Raw genomic sequence first — 13,797 nt, forward strand, 5'->3', positions numbered from 1 at the left:
CGGAGAAGCAGGAGGCCGCGGTGAGCACCCAGCTGCGGTCGACCAGCGTGCCGGTGCAGGCCCGCAGGTTGTCGCCGATCGCCAGGTGCGCGGTGAAGGTGTAGGAGCCATCAGCGGCGGTGTCGCCAGGGACGGCTCCGGCCGAGCCCGTGGGGAGTGCGCTAAGGACAGTGGTGACGACGGCGGTGGTGAGAAGGGCGGCCTTCCACTGAGGGCGCGCGGTGATGCCAGACAAGGATTCAGTCCTATGGAGAGCTATGGGAGACGATATGCAAGACCCCAGGGGGGGATGGGCTATCCGGTGACGCGGAGCTCAACCAGGACGGAACGCTTGCCACTGGGTAGACCTTCGCCCACGGGCGCGGCAGAGTTCGGGGCCACGTCGACCCGCTTTTCCTGGCCGGCGGCGGTGAGCTTGGCGCTGACGGCGCGGTCCTCGGTCCAGATTATGTAAACGTCCGGCACCTCCATCGTGAGGTAGCCGCTCTTGCCATTGACGGTGAAGCAGTAGCCATGCTCGTCGAGGCGGGACTCGACGAAGATCTCATTCGTGGCCGAGCAGTCGGTCGGAATCGTGTTGCCCGGGCCTTCCTTGAGCCAGATGTGGCCGTCGCCCTGCCTGAGCGTGATCTGTCGCTCCTTGAGGATGCGGTCGGCCCCAGGGTGCTGGAAGTCCTCCACGGTGACGGGCATGGCGGCGACGTCCACTGGTAGGGCGCCGGCGGCTTGTGCTGCGGTGAAGGATGCGAATCCGATGCCTGCCGCGGTCAGTGCGCCGATGGCACCGACCAGGGCGGCCGCGCGGGGACGGGATATCAGCATGCTAACGATTCTGCTTTCTGAGGTAGCGCCAGTAGAGCTGGCGGGGGGCTGGTGTGAGTGACTGCCATGAGTAAAGCATGCGTAAGATAACAGCAATCGCCACCCCATGATCCAGCCACAAGTTCGCGCAGGATCAACTCCATGCCGGGTGGCGCCATCGTCGTTTCGCGGCCGGATTCTGAGTGTTCACGAAGCCCTCTCTCGCATTGCCCTTCACGTGCTGGGGTGTGGCCTTGGAAGCCTGGACGCGCGATGGCGCATGTCTCAGAGAGGAACGGATCGTGCACCACCCCTCAAGATCGCCAGGAGCACCAGGAGTCGCCGGGAGGGAACGGCGCTTGAAGCGTGGAATAGCCGGGCTTCGTAGTTCGTGCGCGCTCTTGCTGCCGGCGGCCCTCGCGTTCGGCTTGCTCGGCCCGACGCCCGCTGTGGCGATGGAACCTGACCCAGGCGGTTCCTTCCAGCCGACACTGATGGACCGCAGCCGTGTCTTCGAGCTGTGGACGACAGGCGGACCAGGCGTCAGGGCAGCGGCTGAGGCCGCGTTGACCGGTACCGACGACGACGTTTCGCGTTTCCTCGGCGCAGACAAAGATCTCGCTGAGTACCACGACGACCGCGTCTCCGTCACCCAGATGTACAGTCTCGGCGGCGCGGGTGTGCGCGAGGCCGCGGCCAAGGCGCTGAAGGGTTCCAAGGACGACCTGCGCGCGTTCCTCAAGGACGGTTGGAAGACCCCGCTCGAACAGGACCGGCGGGTGCGGGCCGCGCAACTCATCGCCACCGGCGGGGTGAGCGTCCGGGAACAGGCCACCGCCGCGCTCAAAGGCACCCCCGAGGACCTGAAGAAGTTCCTCGAGCAGGGCCAGTACGGCGCCCAGGAAATCGACGAACGGGTGCGCGTGGTGCAGCTCCTCGCCGCCGGGGGGCCCGCTACGAAGGAGGCCGCCAAGGTCGCCCTGCGCGGTACACCCGCCGACGTGGTCGAGTTCCTCGACGTGGGCCAGTTCGTCGCCCAGGCCCGAGACCAGGAACGCGCCACCATCTCGCAGCTGGCGGATCAGGCCGAACAGGCCGGCGCTCAGGCCCAGGCCGCCACCGACGCTGCAAAGGCCGCTTCCAAGCGCGCGGTTGACCTCTCTCAGCAAGCCAAGCAGGACGCCCAGGACGCGGCCAAGGAGACCGAGGAGGCAGGCAAGGACTTGACCCGTGCCTCGGAAGCCGCCGCAACCGCAGCTACTGCGGCCCAGGGGGCGGCGGCTGCCTCTCAGCAGGCGGTCTCGGCTGCGAGCGCCGCCAACCAGGCTTCGCGCATCGCGTCCAGTGCCGCGGCACAGGCTGCCAGCGCGGCCACTGGCGCTGCCCTCGCCGCAGCCAACGCCCGAAAGGCGGCCAACGCAGCTTCCTCGGACGCGGGCAAGGCCTCCGAAGCCCGCCAGCGCGCAGAGGAAGCACGCAACGCGGCCAGGGACGCTGAGCGCGCCGCGGCCGCCGCGGACCAGGCTGGTGGCGCCTCGCTGGCGGCCGGCGAAGCATCGGCCGCAGCCAGGAGCGCCAGCGGCAACGCCAACGCTGCCGCCGACTCCGCAGAGAAGGCCGGCCGTCTCGCCGCCGCCGCCGGAGCCGGCTCGAACCGGGCGCAGAGCGCGGCCGAGCAGGCCCGCCGCCACGCCAAGGAGGCCGACCGGGCCGCGAACGCATCCGCGGCCCTGGCCAAGGAGGCGGCTCAGGCCGCGTACACGGCCCGCGACGCCGCCCGCTCTGCGGCCGCCCACGCCACCAACGCCGCCAACGCCGCGGACAACGCCGCCGACCATGCGGGGCAGTCCGCAGGTGCGGCCGCCGAGGCAGTGAAGCAGGCGGAGGCGGCGAGGACGGCTGCGAATGAGGCGGGCGGAGCGGTGAAGACCGCCACCGATGTCTATGAGATCGCCCGAAGGACCGAGGCCGAGGATCTGACCGCCCGGACTGCTGCCGCGGTCGTGACAGCCCGCGACATGAAGAAGGACGACGAGCTGGCCACCGCCAACCTCGGCACCCTTCTCGGTGACTGGCGCGCCCAGGACGAGGAAACCGCCCGTCTTTCCGTCGAGGCGAACAGTCCCTCGGCGGACCCGAAGTCACTTGTCTCCGAGGGCCGCAAGGTCGCCCTCCGAGTGGCGAAGACCGGCGGCCCTTGGAGTCAGGAGGCCGCCGCCGACGCCCTGTCCGGCACGGACGAGAGCGTCCTGGAATGGCTGCGCTCCGGCTGGGCCAAGGCCCAGCAGGACGACCTGCGCCAGAGTGTGCAGGAGATTGCCCAGGACAACCCCGACGAAGCCGTCAGGGTCGCCGCCGCAGTCGCTCTCAAGGGCGACGCCGAGCAGGTCAAGGCGTTCCTCGAGACCGGTCGCTATGAGGCCGCGGCAACCGAGGACCGGATCCGCGCCGCCCAGGTGATGAGTGTGGGTGGGATCAATGTGCAGGAAGCCGCCAAGAAGGCTCTGAAGGACGGTTCGCCCAAGGCCGTCACCGCCTTCCTGCGGACTGGCCAGTACACCGCCCTCCAGATCGACGAACGTGTCCAGGCGACTCAGTTGCTCGCCAGTGGTGGCCCGGAGGTTCAGGCGGGGGCCAGGTATGTCCTCGCCGGTACGCCCGAGCTTATCCACGACTTCCTGCAGACCGGCCAGTACATGGCAGACCGCAAGGATCAGCTGGCCGCCACCCATGCCGCGCAGATGCGCCGGCTGATTGCCGAAGCGTCCCAGACCGCTGCGAAGGCGCAGCAGAACGCCTGGGAAGCCAGCGAGGCCGCCGCCGTCGCAAACAACGCATCCGACGAGGCCGACACAGCCCGTGCGCAGGCCCGTGCCTCCGCCGACCAGGCGGCCAGCTTCGCCGCCACCGCCGGCACGTCCGCCCAGGAGGCCGAGGCCTCCGCCAACCGCGCTGCCAAGTCCGCTACCAGCGCCCGCAAGGCCTCCCAGGCTGCCGCGAACGACGCGAGCAAGGCCACCTACTCCGCCGCCCGTGCGCGCGCCTCCGCGAGCCAGGCACGCACGTCGGCCGCAGCGGCCCGTGAGGCCGCGTTCGAGGCCTACGCCTCTTCGGTTGCGGCCGGAAAGGACGCCACGCAGGCGCAAGCAGCCGCAGACGAGGCCTGGGACATCGTGGCGGAGAAGGAGAGCTACGAGCGCGAGGCCGGACTGAAGCAGGAGGAGGTGAACATCCAGACCGAGGCCACGCAAATCCAGGACGAGTTCACCAAGGAGCTGGAACGGCAGATCCGGCAGGACCGTGCACAGGCGCAACGAGACAGTGAGTACAACTGTCTCACCATCAACGTCTGGACACCGAACTCGGTCGTCGCCAAGTGCAGGCAGGGAGGTGTGTTCGGAAACACCACGCTGGACAACGCCGTCAAGCTCGGGGAGTACATCGAAGACGAAGTCCAGTTCATGAAGCAGGCGTTCAAGATGATCCTTGGCGTGGACACTGCCGAGGAGTGCATCAAGAACAAGAGTGTCGCGGCCTGCGCGGAGCTCGCCATCGGCTTCTTCCCGGCCGGGAGGGCCGTGAAGCTCCTGGAGATTGCGAAGAAGGCCCGGACCGTCGAAGAGGTGGCCAAGGCATCACGCCTCAAGCGCCTTGAGGAATCCGTTGAAAACTGTGTGCGGAAGGACAGCTTCCTCGCCGGAACGCCGGTCCTGATGGCGGACGGATCGACTCGCCCGATCGAGCAGGTGCGCGTCGGCGACAACGTGAGGGCGACCGATCCCGAGACCGGCGAGACCACGTCCCGTCGAGTGGACGACACCATTCGGACGCCCGACGACCGGGATTTCACGGACATCACAGTTGCGTTGGCGGATGGTGCAGAGAGCACGATCACTTCGACCGACCATCATCCGTACTGGGCGGAGAACCAGAAGGAATGGCGGAAAGCCGTCGACCTGACCGCCGGTGACAGCCTCCGCACGGTTGAAGGCCAGAGCGCACGCATCATCGCGACCAAGCACTGGAGCTCCCTCCAGCCGGCCTACAATCTCACCGTCAACAGTGTTCACACGTACTATGTGCTTGCCGGACAGACGCCGGTCCTGGTGCACAACAGCGGTGGCTGCCTGGTCGTCCTGCGGGACTGGCAGAGCCAGCAGTTCAGGGTAGGGAACCAGACCTTCCTGCTCGACAAGCGGGGGTTTGACCACATCCTCACCCGCCATCACCCGAAGTACTGGGACGGATCGGTGAAGGAAAAGCAGTCCTTCTTCAATGCGAACATGAGTGTCGATGACGTCCAGAATGCTGTCGAGCAGGTCATGAAGCAGAACCGCGACACGCTGCTTCAGCGTGGCAGCAGGGGGATGTATCAGATCAAGGGGAAGGTCGACGGCGTCGAATACGTACTCGGCATGAACAACGGTCGAGTGGGCCAATTCTACCCCCCGACCCCGTAGGAGGATCTACATAATGATCGAGATCGAAACGTTCCTGAGGGGCGCGGATGGTGAGTTCGTGGCAGTAGAGACCTGCCGTAATCCGCCACCGGACCCTTACTACATCGAAGGCGCTATTCGACTGTCCATTGAGGGGAAGGAGATCATAGGCGTTCGCCATCACGACTACGTTGATCAGCTGTGGTGCTACATTGCCGAAATGTCTGCGAAGCTGGCGTCGTCGAGCTATGCGGAGACGTACTTCCCGGACCAGCCGATCAAGCTCTCATTTCAGGCCGAAGGCCGCCGTGTCCTGGTCACCGCCAAGATCGGTGCAGACGTGAGGAAGGCGAACGCCTCGCTGGCCGAGTTCCGAGAAGCCATCAAGGCAGCTGGCTTGAGCTTCTTCACGAAAATGTCGGAGCTTGCACCGGCGAACTCCTATGTCGAAGCGCAGGGTTTCCTGTCGGCCTGACCGGTCCGAGGCCCTTTCGGTGATATTCGGACTGATGTGACCGGATGGCCACCAGCTGTCGTTGACGCACGCCACGCGTCTTCTCCAGTCGGACGGTTCCAGGCGGGGCCCTAGCTAGGGGCTGTTCAAGGTTCGGATCTTGGCGTGGCCTGGTGGCGGGCCAGTGCCCGTCGCTGGTGGGGCCCGCAGCCATGGGCCATCCGGTGAGGGCGGGGGGCGTCTGGGCCCGCGACGCGGGTGCCCTGGCACGTGGACCAGCTCGGCCGCGGCGGTGTGTCAGCCCGCCGCGGCCGGGAACTCGCTCTGCTGCCTGCTCTGCTCGCCTCCGAGTAACCTCGGTCCCTTGCCACGGCATGCCGGACCGCGGCTCGCCGACGCCGCATGACCGGACTGTTCACCGGCCTTCCGGACCTCCGGTCCGCTGCCGTCACCGGTCCCCTGTCAGCCACACTCCTGCCGTCACCTGTCTCCGACCCGAACGCGGACACGACGGCAACGCCTGGTCGAGCCTACTCGCGACGGGCGGGGGAGAGGGCACGGCAATTCCGCACGCCCACCGCGACACCGTCCACCTGCATTTCCCGAGCGTTGTCGCCCGTTGGAGGCGCAGCGCGGCCCGCTACAACGGCGATGTCTGGGGAAGCGGGACGGGCGGGTCATCGGGTAGCGCGAGCCTCCAGCCGGTTTCGTCGAGGTCGGTCGACCTGGCGGCGCTCCCCTCTTCGGTTGGGACCAGGCGTGCGCTCACCCAGGTGCCCTTCTCGGGGACGGGCAGCCCAGGTCCTTGGCGATCCTGGGGTCGCTGCCCAGGTGCCCTTCTCGGGGACGGGCAGCCCAGGTCCTTGGCGATCCTGGGGTCGCTGCCCAGGTGCCCGAGCACGAGGATGCCGTCTGTGGCCAGCATTCGCCGGGCGTCGCGGACCCGCTTCGGCCCATCGGCCTGCCGCGCGACGGTGGCGACATCGGCACGGGGCACCAGTCGGCGCTGTGCCACGCGGAACAGGTGGTTCACCCGATCCTGCCCGCTCGAGCCCGACAGGACCGCGGCCGGCTCGTTTTGCGGAAGTGTCGCCAGGACGCTTGCGGGAAGCGGGACGTCCCGCTGGATCCAGGTGATCGCCTTGCGTCCTGCTCCGCTCAGTGCTCGCTCGCCATCCCGGTTCCTGGTGGCTGCGGGCGGTGGCCTGGTCCTCGCCGGACAGTCCGGCCCGGAACGTGTCGGCCCATACCGAGATCGAGGCCTCCTCCTTCCGTACGATCTGGCGGGTCCTTCGCGCCCTGGCCGCGCACGACGCCCGGGTGGTCGGCCGGATCACCGAGCTGCGCGCCTCCCGCTCCCAGGGCGCCGCGTACACCACCACGACCGGGCCGGCCGAGGGCGAGGCCGCCGGGGCCGGGGAGGGCGAGCAGCCGGCGGCGCCGGTCGAGTCGCCGATCGAGTGGCTGCGGGTCGACGCCCGGCAGCACGCGGCCCGGATCCTGCAGACCGTGAAGCTGCGGGCGTTCAACCCGCGCGCGGTCGAGTGGCAGCGCATGCACGCCGTCGCCGCCGGGTTCCACATCGAGCACGGCCACCTCACCCCGCTGGTGCGCGGCGCGATGTGGCTGCGCTGGAGTGGCCACGACGGCGTCCGCACCCTCCACCACGGCGCGGGCCTGGCCCGCGGCTGGACCGAGCGCGACGTCGACAGCCTGGACGGCTGGGTGGCCCTGGTCGAGGGCCGGGTCGTCCTCGGCGCCCGCTCCGGCGGCGCACCGGAGCCCGTCGTCCACGCCGAGGCGTGGCAGGCCGGCGCGACCCCGCACGCCGCCCTCGCCCAGCACCCGGCCGACGCCCTCCACGACGAGGACGAGGACGACGGGGACGAGGCGACGGCCAGGAGCACGGGCTGCTCGGCGGCATCCGACACCGGGTCCGTCGCCGGGCGGCCGGGATGACCCCGGAGAACCTCCAGCAAGCCCTGGAACAGGCACAGGAGGACGAGCGCCACGCGGGTCGGTACGCCGACGCCGGCCACGAGACCGCCCACGCCACCGCCGCGGCCACGGCCTTGGCCGAGTGGCGGCGCCTCCACGCCCACACCACCGCCACCCGCGCCGAACGCTACGACCCCGACCACGACACCGCCCTCCAGCACGCCCTGCGCGCCGAGCGCCACCGCCGCGACGTCGCCGCCTGCGCCCACGAGGCCGCCCACCACGCCCACCAGACCACCGACGCCTCGCCGGACCCTCCGCCCAGCCCCTCTACACCGCACTCGACCGCGCCGGCCTCCACACGCTCACCGACGACGACCACCAGGCCGTCCGCGACCTCACCCACCAGCTCGACCCAAGCCACGCTGCGCCAGGTGGCGGGCTGGCTGGAGCGCACCCGCACCGCCGCGTTCGCGTTGCGCGGCACCGGGCAGGCCCCGCTGGTTCGGCCGGTTGTGCGCCGCCGGTTCTGACATGCCACAAGGCGCCGCCCGCCCCCGGCGGCCAGGGCCTACCGGCAGTCTCGGGAAGGACCGTCGGCGGATGCCTGGTTCTGAGCGGCGCGCTTGCGGCAGTTCTTCTGCCGGCAGGCGGGCGAGCAGAACTTCTGGGGTCGGCCCCCGTGCCGGGTCGCCGGTGGGATTTTCAGTTGCTCGCACCATTCGCAGGCGCGCAGCATGCCGCGCTCCACAGCGGTGATGGCGGCTTTGGTCTCGGGTGGCAGGCCGTCGGCCAGTTCCCTCAGCTCGTCGAGCGCGCGCCGGGCCTGGGCCGCGTCGATCCCGAAGCCCCTGGTGCGTTGGAACTTCCAGCTCCACAGCAGGTGGGACCGTGATTCGCCGGTTTGTCGGCGGACCTCGGCCTCGGAGAGGTCGAGGGTGGCCATCAGGAGGACCAGGATGTCGATGTTCTTCTGCGCCCGCTCGCTGAACCGCAGGGTATTGGTGGTCGCGGCTCGGGCGGTGGGGTCGGCGGGGACCTGGCGGCGCGTCACCGGGCGCCGCCGGCGGACGGCGAGGTGGCCTTGGTCTCGGCGGCCTGGCCGGGGACGGCCGGGAACCGCGGCGCGGGAGCGGGCTCGGTACTGGCCTGGAGTGCGTGGAGCGGGGCCGCGATTTCGCGCACTCCCTGACGGCGGGGGGCGGGCCTCTCCAGCGCGCCGACCAGGCCGGTGAGCTCGTGGACGAGGGCGGGGACGTCCGCGGGCCTGGTCCGGGCGACGCACGCCCGCACGACAGAGCGGACGAGCAGTGCCAGCACGGTGGCGCGCCCGATGGCGCGTGCGAGGGAGACGACCGCGAGGATCGTGATGAAGTCGGCGTCCAAGGTTTTCCTCCGGAAACGACAAGAGGCCCCCGCCGATGGCGGAGGCCTTGCTGTGTGCTGATGTGATCGGGCATGCGAAAAGCCCCGCCGCTTGGCGAGGCTTCGCTGGTTCAGGGCATGGATGACCCGTCGTGAACGGATTATGTCGGAACTCGGACGGCCAGTCAAAAAACGCTCTGAGCTGCGGATTTATGCTCCGCAAGGCGGCGCGGGGGTTTCGTGACATGCTCGTCGACGACGCCGTTTGTCGTGCCCTCCTTGTGTCGACCCGCCGACCCCGACGGCCCGTACGGTGGCCCACCGACGTCCACGGCCTGGTCTTCGTCTACCGGGCAGGCCCAAAGGCGATGGGCCTGCTGCGTCTGGATACGGGGCCCGGCATCGGGAACTGACCCGGACCCGCTCGGCGACCTGGGCCGTGTGTGCGGTGGCCGGGCGGAGAAGCCCGGGCGTGGCGCCAGGAACTGCCGTCGGCGGTGGCTGAAGAGGGGGTCCGGGTGAAGGGCTGGCCGGCGCTGGCGGCTGCCCGGGGTTCGGGTGGATGCTGAAGGGTATGGCCGTCGCGGTGGTGGACCTCGCGGCCCGCGCGGGCTCCCCACGGAGCGTCTGGAGTGCCTTTCCGGGGTGTCGTCCGCGTGGTGCTGCCGCGGCGGCCTCGGCGGCCGGAACGTCGGGCCGGGCCCGGAGGTCGGCGACCGACCGCGCGACGATCTCGGCGACGACCGCGGCGTCGGGTGGCCGGCCGTTCTCGGTGCCGGCGTCGGCCGGTCGTTCGGCGATCAGGTCGGTGGGCTCCGCGATCCTGCCCTTGAGGTCGACGCCGCCCGTACCGGCAGCACCAGGCCGGTGTCCCACGCGTGGGACAGCTCGGGGCCGGCCTGGCGGACGACGACGTCCTCGATCGCCTCGGCCGCGGCCGCCAGGTCGAGCAGCCGGTAGGAGGTCGAGCGGCTCACCCCGAACTCCGTGCTCGCGTACGCGGCCCAGCCGCCGTACCCGAGCGCGGTCCACACCCGCGCCCGGTGCGCGGCACGCACCCGCCCGGCCAGAACCAGGACGGCGGAATGGACCTCCTCGATCGCATCCCGCAGCTCCCCGGTCCGCCGCCGGGCCGACGGGCTCCCGGGGCGGGCGCCGGAACCCGGCCGCGGGCACGTCAGGCCGCGCGCCTTGCCTCGCTCGGGTCGGCGGTCCAGGCGGCCTCGGCCTCGTACCAGCGGCGCTGACAGCTCCTCATGCCGTGTGGCCTGCTGTTTCACAAATTCTCAAACTGTACTCACATGCTCACCCCCGTACTCACCTTGATTCCCACGGCGATGTCCGGGCCGACGACGAGGCCTTCAAGCGGTCGCTTCCATGTCGTCGCCGTGCGGCTGGTGGAGTTGTTCGGCGGTGCCGGCAGCCCCGGCCAGGGGCGGGGTCATCGGGGTCCGTCGTGTCGGCTCCAGGTCGGGAGCGTGCGGGCGGTCGCGGTGCGTGTGGTGAGGAGCTTTCGGCGCGCGGCGTCCCGTCGGGCGGGAACGGCAGGACCATGAGCGCCGGGACGGCGGCGAGCGAGGCGGTGATGAGCACCGGTGCGAGGAGCGCGGCCAGCAGGACGCACTGGGTGGAGGACGTCGCCCGGGTCGAGCAGGACACCCCGATCAGGCGCCGGTGGTGGTGATCACGGCCTACAGGTACCGGGCGGGCGGCCCGGGTATCGCCGCTTGTCCGTGGGCGCGCCGGATGTGGAGTTGACGCTTTGAGGGTGGGCGGCTCTTCCGCCAGTCCATGGGCGGGATCTATGGTGATCGCCCGGCATCTCGTAGAAGGGCTCACCATGGCGCGCACGATCGCTGACGCGTTCCTGTTCGACTCCACCTGGGGCGACAGTGTGGTGGAGCCGTCCGGCTCCGGGGCCGTGCTCCCGCCTCCCCGGCATCCCTTCGACGGGGCGCAGCTCGCCAAGATCCTCCGGGACAACCTCGACGGAGAGCTGACCATCATCGTGGACGCGAAGGGCAACCTGCGCCTGCGGTAGCCCGGCCGCCGAGCACCGCCGACCGACAGCGGTTACGCCGCCGCCGGGACCCCGTCGTCGGTGTGCTGGAGCCGGCTGCGGGCGGCGACCCAGTCCTTGCCCGGCAGCGACGACCAGTACTCGTCCGCCCACACCGCGTGGGCGGCCTGCCGCTCGGCTTCCTCCAGGCGCGCCGACTCCGCCGTCAGCTCCTCGGCGAGGCCTTCGCGGGCCGCGTCCAGATCACCGCCGAAGACCGGCAGTGCGGCCAGGTGCGCCCGCTGCTCGGCCTGCACGGCCACCAGCGCACGCTGCGCCTCGATCAGGCGGTCGGGGTACTCGAAGGTCTTCTGCTGCTTGCCCACGGCAGCAAATCGTACGCGCGACCGGATCCGGGTCTGGCTGCGCCCCGCCGACTGTTACGGCGGCCCCGGGTGCCGCGCGAGCAACCTGGCGGGGCGGTCCTGGTGAGACTACGCCGCAGGTCAGCCAATTGGTGGGGTCGGGCCGGAGACCTTGATTCCCGCCCCGGATCTCCCAGGGCAGGAGTTAAGGAGCTGCAGTCAGTGATCGTTGCCTGTGTCGCCTGCTTCGTTGCTGGGCTCGCTGGCCTGCATTGGGTCGGTTGGCCAGGTGCGGCCGAGGGCACGGAGGAGTTGCGCGGGCGGGGAATCGTCGTTCTCGGGGATCTCGGTTCGGTCATAGAGGGCGTACACCTCGGCGCGGTCGACGAGGTTGTCGAGTGCTTCCAGGTCGTCGGCGTCGATTGCGGACCAGGGTGTGCGGGGTGCGCGGAGGAGCTTGGTGAGCAGCGCCAGCAGGTCCCAGTGGCCATCGTCCAGGCGTTGGCGGACCCACCGGCGGGCGCATGCGGCATCCAGGCGGCTCCACCGCCACAGGAGAGAGATGTCCAGATCTCCGAGCTCGTCGGCGGGTCGCCCGCCGGCTGTTGTGAGGTGCGGCTCCAGGCGGGCCAGCACCGCGGTGCGTGCTGCTGCGAACCACTCGTCGCTCTCCTGGGCGAAGGCGGGTTCGGTGTCGGAGGGCCGGATGGCGTTGCGCAGGACCACGCCGGCCAGGTCGGCGCCGGCGGCGGAGGCGGCCATCAGGTCGAGGACCTCCACTCGCTCGTCGGCCGCGAGGGTGCGGAACAGGTTCTGCGCGAGGATGACTACTGTGAACTCGGGGCTGAGAATCACCTCTTTCGCTGCGGTCAGCGACGCGAACAGCTCGGCCATCCGGATCAGCAGCTGCCGGGAAGGCACCCGTGCGCCCGCCTGCAGCCGTTGTTGGATGCGCCTGGCGATGCGATGCGTGTCGTCCTGGAACCGGAGCCACAGCTCGTCGGCCTCCACACCGGGGGTAGCGGATTCCACCTGGGCGAGAGCGGCGGTGAGCACGGCTTCGGGCAGGTCGTCGTCCGGCACTCCGAAGACGACGTACCGGTCGAAGTAGTCGCCGCTGCCGATTCCCTGGCGCGCCTGCGGCGGTTCACCGCTGAGGCCGCCGCCCAACTGGCTCGCGAGTCTCGGGAAGAGGCTGGCCAGCAGGCCGAGAACGCCGTCAAGGTGCCCAGAGTCGACGCCGGCCTCCTTTAGCCGGGTACGCCACAGCTCGGCCAGCTCGTCGCGTTCCCGGCGCTGCTGCCCGAGGAGGGAGATGCCGCTGCCGGTGAGTTCGGCCCGGTGACGGCTGAGGAGTCGGTAGACCCCGGGCTCGCTGGTGCGTAGGAACGTGACGAGGAGGAAGTCGACGAGGTCGACCTCGCCCGCCAGAGCCCCGAGCGACGCCGCCGCCTGCCCGAAGAGACGCTTGATCGCCCGCGGAGTGAGCAGCCGGTCCTGCAGGTAGTGGAAGTACGCCCGAGCGAACCGCTGCTCCTCCGTTGCGGTCAGCGACAACCGGTGGTTCGTGAGCAGCGCGGCCAGGCAACCGTCGACGAGCGCGTAAGCATCGCGTTCGCGGAAGGCCGGCAGGTCCAACCGGACCTGCACAATCTTCTCCAGGAACTCGCTCGCCCGGTGCTCCGATCCACCCACCAGGTCGCTGCGGCTGAGGACGTCGAGCAGCGTTCGCTCATCGAAGCTGATGAGGTAGTAGACATTGGGCAGATTGCCGACGAGCCGCACCAGCTTGAAGACCAGCAAGAGCTCGTCGGGCGTCAGGCGGTCCAGGTCGTCCATCACCACCAGCACGGGCCGGCCTGCGTCGCGAAGCGCCGCAGCGGCGGACTCCTTGGCCGCCGAAGTGCTGGTATCTCCGCCGATCCGTTCGGCGATGTCCTTGACGACCTCGCTGACGTCGAGCCCGAGAAAGCCGCCGATCTTGCCCAGCGGGCTGACAGAGACACCGAAGTCCCTGACCTTCTCCCGGGCCACCGACCACCGCTCGCCCTTCGGCAGCGCAGCGCGGATCTCGCTGAACAGCGCCGCCGTCAGGCTGTCGAGGTCGGAGTAGAGCCACGGATTGAGCTCCGCCACCGACCATGAGGCCGGCTCCGCGTTCCGAAGCCGACGGAGCACCATCTTGAGCACCGAGGACTTGCCAGAACCCCAGGGACCGATCAGGGCGAGAACCCCGGACTCACTCTGATCCCTGACCTCCCGCAGAAGGCCGACGGAATGGTCTGCATACCGCTCGTGCCCGAGAAGGTCGGGAAGGACCGCGCTGCCGTCGACCGGATCATCGTTGAAGAATCTGTAGGTCACCCGCTCATCCTGCTCGGGTTGATCGACTTCGGGAAGACTCCTCCCAGTCGGGACCCGTTCCGCAGTTCGCCC

Annotated in this window: 13 protein-coding genes and 1 pseudogene; 6 read left to right on the top strand and 8 right to left on the bottom strand. The window is 69.8% G+C overall.

The genetic code is table 11. From position 1 onward, the window contains the following. Positions 1–235, bottom strand: a 235-nt coding sequence (locus ACWDCZ_RS17210; protein ID WP_449816298.1) for a trypsin-like serine protease, incomplete at its 3' end; no start/stop codon positions are given. A 59-nt stretch (positions 236–294) separates the two neighbouring features. Next, a complete protein-coding gene (locus ACWDCZ_RS17215; protein WP_449816299.1) occupies positions 295–822 on the bottom strand; it encodes a hypothetical protein in 528 nt (175 codons plus the stop codon). Between the two features lie 473 nt (positions 823–1,295). Between ACWDCZ_RS17215 and ACWDCZ_RS17220 the strand changes: the two genes are divergently transcribed. Together ACWDCZ_RS17220 and ACWDCZ_RS17225 are read left to right on the top strand one after the other, a co-directional pair. Then, positions 1,296–5,261 (top strand): polymorphic toxin-type HINT domain-containing protein, encoded by a 3,966-nt coding sequence (locus tag ACWDCZ_RS17220; RefSeq protein WP_449816336.1) that lies wholly within the window; start codon positions 1,296–1,298, stop codon positions 5,259–5,261. A 13-nt stretch (positions 5,262–5,274) separates the two neighbouring features. Then, positions 5,275–5,715 carry a hypothetical protein gene (locus tag ACWDCZ_RS17225; protein WP_449816300.1) on the top strand — a complete coding sequence of 147 codons (441 nt, stop codon included), beginning with the start codon at positions 5,275–5,277 and terminating at the stop codon, positions 5,713–5,715. Positions 5,716–6,334: 619 nt separating this feature from the next. On the opposite strand, the pseudogene ACWDCZ_RS17230 reads toward ACWDCZ_RS17225, so the two are convergent. Continuing rightward, positions 6,335–6,871 (bottom strand): annotated as a pseudogene (locus ACWDCZ_RS17230) (NaeI family type II restriction endonuclease); the annotation flags it as partial. A gap of 59 nt (positions 6,872–6,930) precedes the next feature. On the opposite strand from ACWDCZ_RS17230, the gene ACWDCZ_RS17235 reads away from it, so the two are divergent. Both ACWDCZ_RS17235 and ACWDCZ_RS17240 read left to right on the top strand, forming a co-directional pair. Next, positions 6,931–7,653, top strand: a complete 723-nt coding sequence (locus tag ACWDCZ_RS17235) for a hypothetical protein (RefSeq protein ID WP_449816301.1) — start codon at positions 6,931–6,933, stop codon at positions 7,651–7,653. Further along, complete coding sequence (locus ACWDCZ_RS17240; RefSeq protein WP_449816302.1) at positions 7,650–8,165, top strand: hypothetical protein; 516 nt, start codon at positions 7,650–7,652, stop codon at positions 8,163–8,165. The genes ACWDCZ_RS17235 and ACWDCZ_RS17240 overlap by 4 nt, the downstream gene beginning before the upstream one ends. Positions 8,166–8,203: 38 nt before the next feature. On the opposite strand, the gene ACWDCZ_RS17245 is transcribed toward ACWDCZ_RS17240, so the two are convergent. The 3 genes from ACWDCZ_RS17245 to ACWDCZ_RS17255 form a co-directional block, all read right to left on the bottom strand. Then, positions 8,204–8,686 (bottom strand): hypothetical protein, encoded by a 483-nt coding sequence (locus tag ACWDCZ_RS17245; RefSeq protein WP_449816303.1) that lies wholly within the window; start codon positions 8,684–8,686, stop codon positions 8,204–8,206. Then, positions 8,683–9,018 carry a hypothetical protein gene (locus ACWDCZ_RS17250; protein ID WP_449816304.1) on the bottom strand — a complete coding sequence of 112 codons (336 nt, stop codon included), beginning with the start codon at positions 9,016–9,018 and terminating at the stop codon, positions 8,683–8,685. The genes ACWDCZ_RS17245 and ACWDCZ_RS17250 overlap by 4 nt, the downstream gene beginning before the upstream one ends. Positions 9,019–9,797: 779 nt before the next feature. After that, on the bottom strand, positions 9,798–10,055 hold the full coding sequence (locus ACWDCZ_RS17255; RefSeq protein WP_449816305.1) for a hypothetical protein: 258 nt from the start codon (positions 10,053–10,055) through the stop codon (positions 9,798–9,800). Positions 10,056–10,549: 494 nt separating this feature from the next. Here ACWDCZ_RS17255 and ACWDCZ_RS17260 point away from each other — a divergent pair, with 494 nt between their 5' ends. Both ACWDCZ_RS17260 and ACWDCZ_RS17265 read left to right on the top strand, forming a co-directional pair. Then, positions 10,550–10,681, top strand: a complete 132-nt coding sequence (locus ACWDCZ_RS17260; RefSeq protein ID WP_449816306.1) for a hypothetical protein — start codon at positions 10,550–10,552, stop codon at positions 10,679–10,681. 156 nt (positions 10,682–10,837) lie between these two features. Next, complete coding sequence (locus ACWDCZ_RS17265; protein WP_380743222.1) at positions 10,838–11,038, top strand: hypothetical protein; 201 nt, start codon at positions 10,838–10,840, stop codon at positions 11,036–11,038. Positions 11,039–11,070: 32 nt separating this feature from the next. Here the strand turns inward: ACWDCZ_RS17265 and ACWDCZ_RS17270 are convergent, their stop codons facing one another. Together ACWDCZ_RS17270 and ACWDCZ_RS17275 are read right to left on the bottom strand one after the other, a co-directional pair. Continuing rightward, entirely contained in the window at positions 11,071–11,382 is a 312-nt protein-coding gene (locus ACWDCZ_RS17270) for a hypothetical protein (RefSeq protein WP_449816307.1), read from the bottom strand. A gap of 198 nt (positions 11,383–11,580) precedes the next feature. After that, the gene (locus ACWDCZ_RS17275) at positions 11,581–13,725 is read right to left on the bottom strand and encodes a P-loop NTPase fold protein (RefSeq protein WP_449816308.1); all 2,145 of its coding nucleotides are present in this window, start codon (positions 13,723–13,725) and stop codon (positions 11,581–11,583) included. Positions 13,726–13,797: the final 72 nt, after the last annotated feature.

The organism is Kitasatospora sp. NPDC001225 (assembly GCF_053597855.1).